The organism is Microcystis sp. M44BS1, assembly GCF_020244875.1.
Lineage (GTDB): Bacteria > Cyanobacteriota > Cyanobacteriia > Cyanobacteriales > Microcystaceae > Microcystis > Microcystis panniformis.
On record NZ_JADBVM010000139.1, the window covers coordinates 1 to 14,346 of the forward strand.

Annotated in this window: 14 protein-coding genes and 1 pseudogene; 14 read left to right on the forward strand and 1 reads right to left on the reverse strand. The window is 42.2% G+C overall.

Annotated elements, in window-relative coordinates; translation table 11 throughout:
- Positions 1–982 precede the first annotated feature (982 nt).
- The 10 genes from gvpA (IM515_RS11495) (at position 983) to IM515_RS11540 (ending at position 7,669) form a co-directional block, all read left to right on the forward strand.
- Complete coding sequence (gvpA, locus tag IM515_RS11495) at positions 983–1,225, forward strand: gas vesicle structural protein GvpA (protein WP_502881973.1); 243 nt, start codon at positions 983–985, stop codon at positions 1,223–1,225.
- Between the two features lie 372 nt (positions 1,226–1,597).
- The gene (gvpA, locus tag IM515_RS11500) at positions 1,598–1,813 is read left to right on the forward strand and encodes a gas vesicle structural protein GvpA (protein ID WP_002735503.1); all 216 of its coding nucleotides are present in this window, start codon (positions 1,598–1,600) and stop codon (positions 1,811–1,813) included.
- Between the two features lie 382 nt (positions 1,814–2,195).
- Positions 2,196–2,411: a gas vesicle structural protein GvpA gene (gene gvpA, locus IM515_RS11505; RefSeq protein WP_002735503.1), complete on the forward strand. Its 216-nt coding sequence runs from the start codon at positions 2,196–2,198 to the stop codon at positions 2,409–2,411.
- 267 nt (positions 2,412–2,678) lie between these two features.
- On the forward strand, positions 2,679–3,218 hold the full coding sequence (gene gvpC, locus IM515_RS11510) for a gas vesicle protein GvpC (protein WP_052277529.1): 540 nt from the start codon (positions 2,679–2,681) through the stop codon (positions 3,216–3,218).
- A gap of 696 nt (positions 3,219–3,914) precedes the next feature.
- Entirely contained in the window at positions 3,915–4,955 is a 1,041-nt protein-coding gene (gvpN, locus tag IM515_RS11515) for a gas vesicle protein GvpN (RefSeq protein WP_287627020.1), read from the forward strand.
- A 29-nt stretch (positions 4,956–4,984) separates the two neighbouring features.
- Complete coding sequence (locus IM515_RS11520; RefSeq protein ID WP_072925191.1) at positions 4,985–5,395, forward strand: gas vesicle protein; 411 nt, start codon at positions 4,985–4,987, stop codon at positions 5,393–5,395.
- Positions 5,352–5,660: a hypothetical protein gene (locus IM515_RS11525; protein ID WP_052277531.1), complete on the forward strand. Its 309-nt coding sequence runs from the start codon at positions 5,352–5,354 to the stop codon at positions 5,658–5,660. Before IM515_RS11520 ends, IM515_RS11525 begins: the two co-directional genes overlap by 44 nt.
- Positions 5,661–6,170: 510 nt before the next feature.
- A complete protein-coding gene (locus IM515_RS11530; protein WP_002786502.1) occupies positions 6,171–6,644 on the forward strand; it encodes a gas vesicle protein K in 474 nt (157 codons plus the stop codon).
- A gap of 15 nt (positions 6,645–6,659) precedes the next feature.
- Complete coding sequence (gene gvpF / locus IM515_RS11535) at positions 6,660–7,394, forward strand: gas vesicle protein GvpF (protein ID WP_002786504.1); 735 nt, start codon at positions 6,660–6,662, stop codon at positions 7,392–7,394.
- A 14-nt stretch (positions 7,395–7,408) separates the two neighbouring features.
- Positions 7,409–7,669, forward strand: a complete 261-nt coding sequence (locus tag IM515_RS11540; protein WP_193959331.1) for a gas vesicle protein GvpG — start codon at positions 7,409–7,411, stop codon at positions 7,667–7,669.
- A 127-nt stretch (positions 7,670–7,796) separates the two neighbouring features.
- Here the strand turns inward: IM515_RS11540 and IM515_RS11545 are convergent, their stop codons facing one another.
- Positions 7,797–8,129: a gas vesicle protein gene (locus IM515_RS11545; RefSeq protein ID WP_287730735.1), complete on the reverse strand. Its 333-nt coding sequence runs from the start codon at positions 8,127–8,129 to the stop codon at positions 7,797–7,799.
- A 92-nt stretch (positions 8,130–8,221) separates the two neighbouring features.
- Between IM515_RS11545 and IM515_RS11550 the strand changes: the two genes are divergently transcribed.
- The 4 genes and pseudogenes from IM515_RS11550 to IM515_RS11565 all read left to right on the forward strand — a co-directional run.
- The gene (locus IM515_RS11550; protein WP_002786506.1) at positions 8,222–8,905 is read left to right on the forward strand and encodes a GvpL/GvpF family gas vesicle protein; all 684 of its coding nucleotides are present in this window, start codon (positions 8,222–8,224) and stop codon (positions 8,903–8,905) included.
- A 12-nt stretch (positions 8,906–8,917) separates the two neighbouring features.
- Positions 8,918–10,819: an ArsA family ATPase gene (locus IM515_RS11555; protein WP_287627022.1), complete on the forward strand. Its 1,902-nt coding sequence runs from the start codon at positions 8,918–8,920 to the stop codon at positions 10,817–10,819.
- Positions 10,820–10,902: 83 nt separating this feature from the next.
- The gene (locus IM515_RS11560; protein ID WP_287627023.1) at positions 10,903–12,747 is read left to right on the forward strand and encodes an AAA family ATPase; all 1,845 of its coding nucleotides are present in this window, start codon (positions 10,903–10,905) and stop codon (positions 12,745–12,747) included.
- A gap of 571 nt (positions 12,748–13,318) precedes the next feature.
- A pseudogene (locus IM515_RS11565) lies at positions 13,319–14,000 on the forward strand (RNA-guided endonuclease InsQ/TnpB family protein); the annotation flags it as partial.
- Positions 14,001–14,346 lie beyond the last annotated feature (346 nt).

The window sequence follows — 14,346 nt, forward strand, 5'->3', positions numbered from 1 at the left end:
ACTAATGAACTACTGGACACAAAATCCTGAAGTTCTTACGCAGATAGGGTTTGAGGCAAAAATTTTCAAATTTGACCTTTAGACCATTATAGCTTGTTTCGGGGCAGAAAACCAGCAAAAACATGGCTACAGAGGGAATCGCTGACTCTAGAGATTAATGACACCATCTGTTACAATCAGGTTAGCGATCACTATACAGCCAACTCTACGGAATCGCTCTACTCTAGATACAGTCAACGGTACAGCCATTTTCAAGTAAAAAATGTACCCAGTAGCCTCTTTTCAATTTTTTCTTAGAAGCGACCTGCAGTAAGGGTTTTGTTAATTTTTTAGTATTTATGTATGGGGGAAGTCCAGATATAAAAATGAATAAGTCCAGAATGCAAGACCTATCACGAATGCAGCCAAGAATTTAAAATCAGAAGGAATAAGAATCCTGTCAACAAATGTTGATGGGCAGTCGGAAGTTTAAGCTTGTGGAGAGACTGTAAGACTCGTTGGGACTCTCTCAAAAAGCAGGTTTCTGTGAAGCAAGAATTTCCCATCACACACCTTCCCATTGTGATGGCTAGATTGTCAAGTCTGTTCATCCCTGGTCCGCGCAAATAACACCTAAGATAGCGAACGTTAAAACTAAAATTTCAATACATTTGTGCCTTAAGCGCCTAAAAGCCTTGCTTTGCGAGGCTTTTACTATTAGTTGATTCGTTCTATGTAAGATATTGGCTAGAGCCAGCGATCGCTTAATAATGAAAGCATAGGTGCGCCTTTTCTGAGAATTGATTACATTTCTTAACCCCAAAAATGAGAATTGACTACATTTCTTAACCCAAATATCTTACATTTCTTAACTAAAAAAATTGAGATTAGCTATTGACAACGACAAAACAAGGCTGCTATCTTTAAAGATGCGGGAGTAATGAAGGCAGAAAAACGAAATGGATTTCTGAATCCTCCATGACTTCAGCACTGTACACTCTCTATGAAAACAACAAAAAGGTCTATTACCATGGCAGTTGAAAAAACCAACTCTTCCTCTAGCTTGGCTGAAGTTATTGATCGTATCCTTGACAAAGGTATCGTTATTGATGCCTGGGTTCGCGTATCTCTGGTGGGCATCGAATTATTAGCGATTGAAGCTCGTGTAGTTATCGCTTCGGTTGAAACCTACCTCAAATATGCTGAAGCCGTTGGTCTGACTCAATCTGCGGCGGTTCCTGCTTAAGGATTGCTCCCAGATTCTCCCATCTGCTCAGTGAAAACCCTACAGGGTTTTGCAGATTCTTAGCTTTTCTTTGATCCCTATTGAGTTTAGTTACCCCTCTCTTGGGGCGCAATAGTCTATAAATGATCAGGTTGACACGGCAACGGATAGCTAGAACAAAGCTAGACTCAGACAAATTATTTTTGTGACCGTGATTTTGACCCTTGTAGCTAGGTTTACCCCCTATCACCAGATTATGAGACTCACTATTTTTCGGAATAGAAAGTCATTTTTGGAGTGGAAGCTGCGCCCCTGAGATGCGGTAGCTCGATAGATAAATTTTGGGATCAGCACTGTACACTTTCTATACAACTAACAAAAAGGTCTATTACCATGGCAGTCGAAAAAACCAACTCTTCCTCTAGCTTAGCTGAAGTTATTGATCGTATCCTTGACAAAGGTATCGTTATTGATGCCTGGGCTCGCGTATCTCTGGTGGGCATCGAATTATTAGCGATTGAAGCTCGTGTAGTCATCGCTTCGGTTGAAACCTACCTCAAATATGCTGAAGCAGTTGGTCTGACCCAATCTGCGGCGGTTCCTGCTTAAGGATTGCTCCCAGATTCTCCCATCTGCTCAGTTAAAACCCGACCGGGTGTTGCAGGTTCTTGGGTTTTCTTTAATCTCTATTGAGTTCAGTTACCCCTCTCTTGGGGCGCAATAGTCTATGTTAATAGGGTTGGCACGGCAACGGATAGCTAGAACAAAGCTAGACTCAGACAAATTATTTTTGTGACCGTGATTTTGACCCTTGTAGCTAGGTTTACCGCCTATCGCCAGAATGTGAGCCTCTCTATTTTTCGCAATAGCGCAATGGAAGGCCATTCTTTAGGTAGTGAGGCCACGCCCCTTGAGATGAGGTAGCTCCCTATCTCAACTTTGGGATCAGCACTGTACACTCTCTATACAACTAACAAAAAGGTCTATTACCATGGCAGTCGAAAAAACCAACTCTTCCTCTAGCTTAGCTGAAGTTATTGATCGCATCCTTGACAAAGGTATCGTTATTGATGCCTGGGCTCGCGTCTCTTTGGTAGGAATCGAATTATTAGCGATTGAAGCTCGTGTAGTCATCGCTTCGGTTGAAACCTACCTCAAATATGCTGAAGCCGTTGGTCTGACTCAATCTGCGGCGGTTCCTGCTTAAGGATTGCTCACAGATTCTCCTATCTGCTCAGTTAAAACCTTACCAGGTTTTCTAGATTCTCGGCTTTTCTTTAATCCCTATTGAGTTTAGTTACCCCTCTCTTGGGGCGCAATAGTCTATAATTGATAGGGTAGTTCGCTATCTCGACTTTGGGATGATCAGAAAAGTCGGAATCTACTGTCTCTCCCCCCAGTCCCCGTCAAGGTTTTTCTAACGGGTGATTGGGTCTAATCCATTCCATAGTATTTAGTAATTGAGGACAACCCCATGCCTGCTCTCATGGAAAAGTTCCGCCAGGAGCGTTTATCGATTGCTGGAGAAGTAGCTAAACTCTCGCAAGAAGTCCAAGCTTTTTTGTTGGATGTCAAAACTGAAAGACAAAAACAAGCGCAAGAACAGGCAACTGCTTTGCGCCAATCTTTCCAAAAAGTTCAACAAGAAAGCCTTGCGTTTTTAACAGCTACCCAAAAACAGCGTTTAGCTCAGGCGGAAAAGCAAAAAGAGGATTTACGTCAATTTCAAGAACAACGTTTAGCTGAAGCGAAACGGCTAGAGAACGACTTACGTCAACAGCGTCTAGATCGAGCCAAACAGCTGAGAGATGATTTAAGTCAATTCCAAGAACAACGTTTAGCGGCAGCGAAGCAGCTAGAGGACGAATTACGTCAACTTCATCTAGATCGAGCCAAACAGGTGAAAGATGATTTAAGTCAATTCCAAGAACGACGTTTAGCGGAAGCGAAACAGCTAAAAGACGATTTGCGTCAATTTCGTCAAGAGTTGTCTATCTACGTTTTTGGCAAATAAATCTCTAGGTTAATTCCAACCCACTTAAGCCTAGGGCTAGAGTAAAAACCCTCTAGTCCCTTTTCCTGACTAAACTAGAGGACTATCTGAAGGTACAACAATAAGCCTTTGGTTTTAAACCTACCATGCTGATCCTGCTTTTCTAGGTTTCTAGACTTAACGTAGGGGTGGTGAGTTCCTGTAGGGGCGACCCTAGGGTTCTGGTAGATTAAGAAGTGTTATAAAACTTCACTTACTTTATAGTTAATGTTGTCATTAGTAGTCTTTTGTTGACAAAGGAGGTAAGGGAAAAGGACTGCATCTGGGCTTGTCATTGTTCAAGTCTGGAAAAGTAGTCTAGACAAGAATTTTAGCTCCTTAGCCCCTTGACTAATGAATATCCTAAAAATACCTTCAGAATCAAGTTTCTAGAGCTAATTGATGACAGTTCCTACTCTTTTGGGATATTATAGAGGTGGGCCTTAAAAGCCAAAGACGATTAACCCTGCCGTCAAATTCGGGCAACACAAGCGTCCTTGCCTACTCGGTTATGAAGGGAAACCTGAACGGGCAATTGTTAGCTCAAGAATACCCGTCCGCTTTTGGTGAAGCGTCAACCCCATTGACGCGACCATCCTAAAAAGGTGGCGTGGTGAGGAATCACCGTCCGTTTACGGCGGTGAGGATGTCAACAATGGTATTTACTAGATTTCAACTATGACATTTACTGAAACTCAAACAAGAAGATCCGTCCTCTGCCTTCGCCCTGGTCAATTTGTTGTTACGCCTTCGATTGATCAAGTTGCCACTCGCGCCTTACGTTATCTAAACGCTGGTTTTTCCATCCATCTATGTGGTCCAGCAGGAACGGGAAAAACCACCTTGGCAATGCACTTGGCCAATTGTTTAGCCAGACCTGTGATGCTAATCTTTGGCGATGATGACTTTACCAGTTCCGATTTAATTGGTAGTCAGTCTGGCTACACCCATAAAAAACTGACGGATAACTATATCCACAGCGTTCTCAAAGTTGAAGACGAGCTAAAACACAACTGGGTGGATTCTCGCTTAACAATGGCCTGTCGCGAGGGTTTTACCCTAGTTTATGATGAGTTCAATCGTTCTCGACCTGAGGTCAACAACGTTTTACTCTCTGCCTTGGAAGAAAAAATTCTCACCCTGCCACCCACTAGCCATCAACCCGATTACCTACAAGTCAATTCTCAATTTCGGGCAATTTTCACCTCCAACCCAGAAGAATATTGCGGGGTTCATGCTACCCAAGATGCTCTAATGGATCGGTTAGTAACCATTAATATGCCTGAACCAGATCAACTGACTCAGACCGAAATTCTTGCCAAAAAAACGGGGATTGGTCGAGATGATGCCTTATTTATTGTCAACCTCGTCAAAACCTTTCGTGTGAAAACTGCGACTGAAAAAACGTCGGGTTTGCGCTCTTGTTTAATGATTGCTAAAGTCTGCGCCTCTCACGATATTGCGGCCAACTCCGCTGACTCGGACTTCCGTGATATCTGCGCCGATGTTCTTTTGTCACGCACAAATTTATCTGTTGATAAGTCAAGAGCGATTTTATGGGAAATCCTCGAGGACAATCCGTTAGAATCCTTATCCTTTCTAGAGGAAGAGGAGCCTTCCGATGCCCAAGCGTCAACTCCTGAGCCTTCCACAGGAAATCAATCGTTAAAAGCCATTCAATCTTTACTGCGAGGCAACTTGCCCCAGCGAAAAGACTAATTTTATACTCTTATTGAGTGAAACCAACCGTGACTTCTTCCACTTTTGCTGGCTCGCTCAAAAACCAGTCAAACAACTCCCTAAAAACAGCAACTCAAGGTTCGAGTTTAGCGGATATACTCGAACGAGTTTTAGATAAAGGAATTGTGATTGCCGGCGATATTTCCGTTTCGATTGCCTCCACTGAACTGATCAATATCCGCATTCGTTTGTTAATTGCCTCTGTTGATAAAGCCAGGGAAATGGGAATCAACTGGTGGGAAGGAGACCCCTACCTCCATAGCCAATCCCAAGCTTTACTAGCAGAAAATCGGGAACTTTCACTCCGACTGCAAACCCTAGAAACTGAGCTTGAAACCTTAAAATCCTTAACCCAATTGACTGCAATAGAGAGCCATGATACCAGTCCGAACGATGAAGCACATCCCTCAGATGCGTGAAATTCCTCACTTGAATCCTCAAAGGTTAGGAAATTTACACGAGACGATTGCCCCCCTTGATAAAGCAAGGGAAACGGCGATTAACGGCTTGCCAGGTTATCCCTACCTCCCTAGCCAATGCCAAGCTTTATTCGCAGAAAACCTGGAACTTTCACGGCGACTTCAAGCCTTAAAATCCTTAGCCAAATTAAGTGCAATCGAGAGCCGTGATCCCAGTCCGAACGATCAGTCACATTCTTTATATACATTGAAATTCCTCAATTGAATCCTCAAACGGTAAAGAAGTTTACCGAAAAATTGGGTTTAAAGCCTCGCCCTTTTAGGGCGACTTGATCTGATGTATGATATTAAGAATAGGGATCTGGGTAAGCAACCGCTTAAAAAACCCAGTCATCGCCGGATAAACGCACCTTGAAAACTAGAGTTATGGGGTTCTATAGGGGAATGCTCCTATAGGTAAAAGCTCTCAGCGTCAAGTACCAGAGAAACCAATTATTTTAGAGGTTTTGAACTGTATCGTAGGGTCCCCCGAGAACAGGCTTCTGTAAGGTCGCAAAAGTCTGAGGAGAGAACCACCTCTGGGTTGGATTTCGCCAAGAATCTAATTCAAGTGGACTCGTTAAGCCAGAAATTCTCAGCAGTGATGCTACAAGAATCCACTTCCGTTTACGGCGTGGGGTATGTCAAATCATTATTTTCCCTCAGATAAAATTTCTTGGCCAAGCTCCCCACTAGAGACTCACCGTCAAAAACTGCTCATTTACCAATTCCAACCATGACACTTGCTTGCACACCTTACGATTCTGATAATCAAGCCTTGCTGACCCGTCCAGAAAGTAATAGCCAAGCTGGTTTAGCCCCTTTACTGTTAACTGTCGTGGAACTGGTACGCCAATTGCTGGAAGCCCAAATCATTCGCCGGATGGAAAAAGGGGTTCTCAGTGAGTCTGATTTAGATAGAGCCGCAGAAAGTATCCAAAAATTGCAAGAACAAGTTCTCCATTTGTGTGAAATTTTTGAGGTTGAGCCAGAAGAGTTAAATGTCCACCTAGGAGAGTTTGGCACTCTTTTACCGGAAGCGGGGAGTTATTATCCTGGAAAGGAGGGTATTAAGCCCTCTGTGTTAGAATTAGTGGATAGACTCCTCAATACAGGAGTTGTTGTGGAAGGAAATGTTGATCTGGGTCTAGCTCAACTAGATTTAATTCATCTAAAGCTTCGTTTGGTTTTAACTTCTCAGCCGGTTTAATTTGGGAGAATACTGATGACAGTGGGTCTTTATTTGTATGGAATCTTTCCGGAACCAATTCCTGACGGACTCGTTTTGCAGGGGATTGATAATGAGCCGGTTCACAGTGAGATGATTGATGGTTTTAGTTTTCTCTACTCCGCTGCTCATAAAGAGAAGTATTTGGCATCCCGTCGCTATTTAATTTGCCATGAAAAAGTATTAGAAACTGTCATGGAAGCAGGGTTTACAACGTTGTTGCCCCTGCGGTTTGGCTTAGTTATCAAAACCTGGGAATCCGTCACCGAACAACTAATTACTCCCTATAAAACCCAACTGAAAGAATTATTTGCTAAACTGTCAGGACAACGAGAGGTTAGCATTAAGATTTTTTGGGATAATCAGTGGGAATTACAAGCGGCTTTGGAGTCTAATCCGAAGTTAAAGCAAGAACGGGATGCGATGATGGGGAAAAACTTAAATATGGAAGAAATTATTCATATAGGTCAACTCATTGAAGCCACTGTATTGCAACGGAAACAAGACATTATTCAAGTCTTTAGAGATCAATTAAATCATCGAGCCCAAGAGGTGATTGAAAGCGATCCGATGACGGATGACATGATTTACAATGCAGCTTATTTAATTCCCTGGGAGCAAGAGCCAGAATTTAGCCAAAACGTTGAAGCGATCGATCAGCAGTTTGGTGATCGCCTAAGAATTCGCTATAACAATTTAACTGCACCCTATACCTTTGCCCAACTTATCTAAGGAGAGTATTAGTTATGTTTCTCGATATTTTACTTCTTCCTGTTACCGGTCCTATTGGGGGTCTGATCTGGATTGGGGAGAAGATTCAAGAGCGTGCAGATATAGAATATGATGAGGCGGAAAATTTGCACAAATTATTATTATCCTTACAACTATCTTACGATATGGGCAACATTTCTGAGGAGGAGTTTGAAATTCAGGAAGAAGAACTTTTATTAAAAATTCAGGCCTTAGAAGAAGAGGCGGCAGAAAACGAATCTGAATTTTCTCTCTAAACTGGTAATCTTTCCCACCCTATAGGCCATGGACAAAATCACAAATTGTAGCGGCACTTAGTAAGGGCGGCTTTGACAAGCTCAAGAACTCGTTGAAGCTTGGTCAGAACTAGCCCTTGATTAAGCCTTAATATTCTAGGTAAAAAGCTTGGAAATTACTAGAATTATTAGAGGAGTGGGCAACAGTTTTGGGGGAATCAGGTTTTTTAGGTAAACTAGGAGGATTGACTGTACGCAAATTTTGAATACTTTGTTCTGTAGTCTCAATTTGATCTGTCACAAACGTCAGACGACTTTTTAACTGCTGAATCTGCCGCTCCATTATTTCTAATTTTTCTTGGATACGTTGTTTTTCAGTAATTAACTTATAAAGCTCAAGTTGCTGATCTGCTTCAGATTGTTTCCGAGGCATAGTGCTAATTTTAGATCTAATTGATCTGGGTGAACGAGTGGTTGTCATAACAATCCCTGAATAACTTAGAATATTCTAGCATATCAACGCCCCAATATAAAAACTTGTAAAAAATCGTCAATTTTCTTTTGGTAAACCCTATGAAATTGTACAACCTATATACTTACGCTTTTTTGAAAACCCCCAGAGAAAGCCTAAAATTACCCGTTGGAATGGCTAACCCATTGTTACTGATAACTGGTGGAGATATCTCGGCCGTAGTCGAACCCGAAGTTTGTTTAGACACTTTACAAAATGATGATGAGCGCTTGATTCAATCGGTTTTATGTCATGATCGAGTCATCTGTGAATTATTTCAACAAACCACTATTTTACCCCTACGTTTTGGCACATCTTTTTTAGAGTCAGAAAATTTACTGACTCATCTTTGTTCTCATGGCCAAGAATATCAAGAAAAAATTGAAGAACTTGAGGGAAAAGGAGAATATCTTTTAAAATGTATTCCCCGTAAGCCAGAGGAGCCTGTACTCTCTTCTGAAAGCAAGGGCAGACAATATTTTTTAGCCAAAAAACAGCTTTATGAAGCCCAACAAGATTTTTATACTTTGCAAGGTTCAGAATGGCAAAATCTCGTGAATTTAATCACCCAAAACTATCCATCAACGAAGATTATTACTGCTCCAGGGACAGAATCACGAATTTATCTTTTAGTTGATTTTCAAGAACAACCTTTACTAATCGAGCAAGTTTTGCATTGGCAGAAAGCCTGCCCCCGTTGGGAATTACAATTAGGACAAGTTTCTCCCCCCTATCACTTTACTTAACTTGATTTCTCTATGACTAACTTTAACTTGGTAAATAACTCTCTAAGTCGTTATGACACTCGACATTTAGTTATGTTTAGTGGCAAAGGAGGAGTGGGAAAAACTACCCTTTCCTGTGGATTTGCTCGCCGTTGGGCTAAATTATTTCCCGAGGAACAAATCCTATTAATCTCAACCGATCCTGCTCACTCTTTAGGGGATGTATTGCAAACAGAAGTTAGCGATGAAGCATCACCTGTAAAAGACTTACCCAACTTAAAAGTTAGGGCATTAGATGCGGAAAAATTGCTTTTAGAATTTAAAGAAAAATACGGAAAATTTTTAGAACTTTTAGTAGAACGGGGCAGTTTTGTTGAAGGAGAAGATTTAACTCCTGTTTGGGATTTAGACTGGCCAGGTTTAGATGAAATCATGGGTCTATTAGAAATTCAACGATTACTAATAGAGAATGTTGTTGATCGAATTGTTGTTGATATGGCCCCCTCTGGTCATACCTTAAATTTATTGGAAATTAAAGACTTTTTAGAGATTATTCTCAATTCTTTAGAGTTGTTTCAAGAAAAACATCGTGTTATTTCGCAAACTTTTGCAAAAACCTACAATGCCGATGATGTGGATGACTTTTTAGTCAAAACAAAATCAGAATTAACTGAAGGCAAACAACTCCTACAAAATAGGGATTTTACCCTTTGTTTAATTGTGGCAATTGCCGAACCGATGAGTTTATTAGAAACCGAACGATTACTCAATAGTTTGCATCACTTAAATATTCCCTGCGGCAGCTTATTTATTAATCGCATTCTAACGGATCCTAATCAAAATTTAGATCGCTATAGTGAGCAACAGCAACTCCTCGATAAATTCCTCAAAATTCCAGGTCAAGAGACAATTTTCACCCTGCCTCAACAAGCAAAAGAACCACTAGGAGGTGAAGCATTAGATCAGATCATGAGTCAAATTAAAATCCTCGAACAAGTAGAATTTATTGCGCCGCCTCCTATTCAATGGCCGCAAAAAATTCTGCCGAGTTTTAGTGATTTTATTGACGACAAACGCCAACTCATTATCATTGGTGGCAAGGGGGGGGTGGGAAAAACCACCGTTGCTGCGGCTATTGGTTGGGCGTTAGCTAATCGTCATCCCGATCAAAAAATTAGAATTATTTCTATTGATCCTGCTCATTCTTTGGGAGATGCCTTTGGGACAAAGTTAGGACATCAATCCACACAATTAACTGATAATTTAAGTGGTCAAGAAGTTGATGCTAATATCATTTTAGAAAAATTTCGGGATGATTATTTATGGGAACTGGCAGAAATGATTAGTGGTGAAGGTAAGGAAGAAGGAAACATCAAACTAGCTTATACTCCGGAAGCTTGGCGACAAATTGTAGCTCAATCTCTGCCTGGAATTGATGAAATGTTATCCCTAGTAAAAGTAATGGAGTTATTAGACCAGAAAGAACAAGATTTGATTATTTTAGATACGGCTCCTACTGGTCATCTCCTGCGATTTTTGGAAATGCCAACGGCTTTAGGAGATTGGTTAAGTTGGATTTTTAAGCTTTGGATGAAGTATCAAAATGTCTTAGGGCGTGTAGATTTAATGGGACGATTACGAACCTTAAGACAACAAGTGATGTCTGCCCAGAAAAAACTAAAAGACCCCCAACATACAGAATTTATTGGAGTTTTGCAAGCCCAAGATGCTATCGTTGCCGAACAACTGCGATTGACAGCATCTTTGAAAAAAATGGGAGTCTATCAACGTTATGTCGTGCAGAATCGTTATCATGCTAATGGGGAAATTGATCGGGATTTATTCCCAGATCAAACTTTGATCCGCTTACCCAGTTTACCCCGGTCAGTAGAACCTCTAGCCCGGGTAAAAGGCGCGGCAGATCTGTTATTTTAAAGGTAATTAGTCTGATCAAGTCGGACTTCTTAACCCCATCTATCACCCAGTCCCCATCTTTCACTTGACTCAGGAGAAATTTTATGGCAGAATTATTCAAAGGCTTCGAGCAATTAGTCGAACTGGCTAAAATCTTGGAAGAGAAACTGGAAAAAGGGGAAATTAAAACCGAAATGCAATTTAATTCCCGTCCCTTGAGTAATATTCCCCGTTCTGGCGGTATTCCCCGTTCAGGGGGAGTTTCTCGTCAGAGCAATTCTGGCGGGGATGATTTTGAGGTCAATCGCAATCGCTCATCCCCCACCGATTCAGGGGTTGAAGAAAGTGTGACACCGCCCGAAAGACCGACCACGGCTTCCCTGAAAGATGTTGGTGGCTTGACGGAAGTGATTAAAGAACTCAAGGAACTAATTGCCATTCCCCTGAAACGCCCTGACTTGTTGGCCAAGTTAGGACTTGAACCCACTCGCGGCGTTCTCTTAGTCGGACCGCCCGGAACTGGTAAAACCCTGACCGCCCGTGCTTTGGCCGAAGAACTCGGTGTTAACTATATTGCCTTAGTCGGACCAGAGGTGATCAGCAAATATTATGGGGAAGCCGAGCAAAAACTGCGGGGAATTTTTGAGAAAGCCGGTAAGAATGCGCCTTGTATCGTTTTTATTGACGAAATTGATAGCATGGCACCCGATCGCAGTAAAGTTGAAGGGGAAGTCGAAAAAAGACTGGTAGCCCAATTGCTGGGTTTAATGGATGGTTTTGCCCAAAGCCAAGGGGTGATTGTTCTAGCGGCGACAAACCGTCCCGACCATCTTGACCCTGCCCTCCGTCGCCCTGGACGGTTTGACCGAGAAGTCCTCTTTCGGGTGCCTGACCGCAAGGGCCGTTTAGAAATCCTGCAAATTCTCACCCGTTCCATGCCCCTAGATGAATCGGTTTCCTTAGCTCTGATTGCCGATAATGCGGTGGGATTTGTCGGGTCAGATTTAAAAGCCGTTTGCCAGAAAGCGGCCTATAGTGCTTTGCGACGCCAGGTTCCTACGATTGACTCGCAAATTCCGGAAACAATGACGGTGGTCCAAGCCGACTTTTTGCAAGCCCTAAAAGAAGTTAAACCGGCGGTATTGCGGTCTGTGGAGGTGGAATCTCCCCATGTGGACTGGGACAATATTGGCGGACTTGAACAGATTAAACAAACCCTACAGGAGTCCGTGGAAGGGGCATTACTCCATCCGCAATTATATACGCAAACCAAAGCCCAAGCTCCCAAAGGTATTTTACTTTGGGGTCCCCCTGGAACGGGAAAAACCTTATTGGCCAAAGCGGTTGCATCTCAGGCGCGAGCTAATTTTATCAGTATTAATGGACCTGAGCTTTTGAGTAAATGGGTAGGGGCGAGCGAACAAGCGGTGCGTGAGTTGTTTGCCAAAGCTCGTCAGGCAGCCCCTTGTGTGGTTTTTATTGATGAAATTGATACTTTAGCACCAGCAAGAGGTCGTTATAGTGGGGATTCGGGAGTGAGTGACCGGGTTGTGGGACAAATCCTCACGGAGTTAGATGGGTTGCAAACGGCGGCAACGATTTTAGTGATTGGAGCCACTAATCGCCCAGATGCGTTAGATCCGGCCTTATTGCGAGCGGGACGGTTGGATTTACAGTTAAAAGTTGATTTACCGAATGCCTCTAGTCGTTTAGCAATTCTGGGGGTTCATAATGATGAACGTCCTTTAGAGGATGTGGATTTAGGCTATTGGGCCGAGGCAACCGAAGGCTGGAATGGCGCAGATTTAGCGTTATTATGTAACCAAGCGGCACTGATGGCAATTCGTCGTTATCGCCATCAGGGAATGACTGACCCGGCTGAGATTCGCATTACAACGGCTGATTTTAATCATGCTTACCAACTGTTGGTTGAACAGCGTGCCAATTGATTTTTTTTCCCCCTTGCTTTAGTAGGGGGGGAGAATCTCAATTCAGGAAAACCATCCTAAAAAGGAAAATTTGCCAAAATGTCTGCAATAATCGGTCTAATTAACTGACGTTTCCCTCCTTTTCTATTGACAGTGTTTTTAGATAGGGTCTGCTGAAAAAGTTTTTCGTGGGGACAGGGTGTGGGGTGTGGGGTTTTACCGATTTTGAGGGGGTCAATTACCTAATTTTCAGGGAAAAAGTCCCGGAATTTTCCCCCCGACCACTCCCATATCTGGTACTTTTTGATTGACAAAAAGTCTAAAAGTCTTACCCAACAAGGTTTTTAGATTTATTCAGCCAACCCTAGATAAAATAATTCGCCACCCATATTGGTATAAGTTTAGTTTATCTTGAATGTCGGGGTGAAGACCCTCGCGCTTAGCGCGACGGGATGAAACCCCGACCAGTATAAAACAGCGAAGCACGACATTTCGAGGGGCTTCAATGTAAGAGCTTCGATGTTCACTAAAATCTTGACAATCCGATGCTCTACAGGTTAACTTAAAATAAGTTGTTTGAGGTCGATAAACAATGATTGTCTTAGAAATGAAAGCCGTGGTCAAACCAAGTCAGTGTTCTGCCATTGATGAAGCTATTCGTACAGTACAATTCATCAGAAACAAAGCATTAAGGCTTTGGATGGATGCCAAGAGAGAAGACAAAATCGATAAATATTCTCTCAATAAATATTGTGCAGTTCGCGGCCATTCAGTTCAAGTTTGTCGATACTCTAAATTCTACTGCTAGACAAGCATCGGCCGAACGAGCTTGGTCAGCTATTGCTCGTTTTTATGACAATTGTAAGAAAAAGGTTAAAGGTAAAAAAGGTTATCCCAAGTTTCAGAAAAATAATCGTTCTGTGGAATATAAAAACTCTGGGTGGAAACTATCTGATGATAGAAAGAAAATAACTTTCACAGATAAGAAAAACATTGGCACGGTTAAACTGAAAGGAACCAGAGACTTAAACTTTTACCCTCTAGACCAAATTAAACGAGTTAGGATTGTTAAACGAGCAGATGGTTATTATGTCCAATTCTGTCTTAGCGTTGATATCCGGGAATACGCTAAACCCCTAGAACCAACAAAGAAATGTGTGGGATTGGATGTAGGTTTAAAAGTTTTCTACGCTAACAGTGATGGGGAAACAGTAGAAATACCGCAATACTATCGCCAAGCAGAAAAAAGATTAAACCGACTGACCCCCCGACGTCGGGGGGGCAAGGGGGGGGGAGAGATTCCCTCTGGTGAATGTTGGATACGTCCTGCCAGATTAAGGAAACTCGATGAACCAAGAATCCCTCGCTTTTAGCGATGGGAGTGTCAATCTGGTTATTAAAGACTAATTATTTATTTCCCCTTTTGCATGAGTGCCTCTTGCATGAGTGCCTATCCTCATAAGTAGCATATACTCAACAGATTTGTGCGAAACGTTTAGGCATGAAATAAGGTTGAAATACCTGAAATAACCGCCTAGTAAGGTCTTCAGTCCCCTGACTGAATCTAATAGGTCAACCCTGACCAACCTTATAACTGTTTATATGTCCCGACGTTTAGTA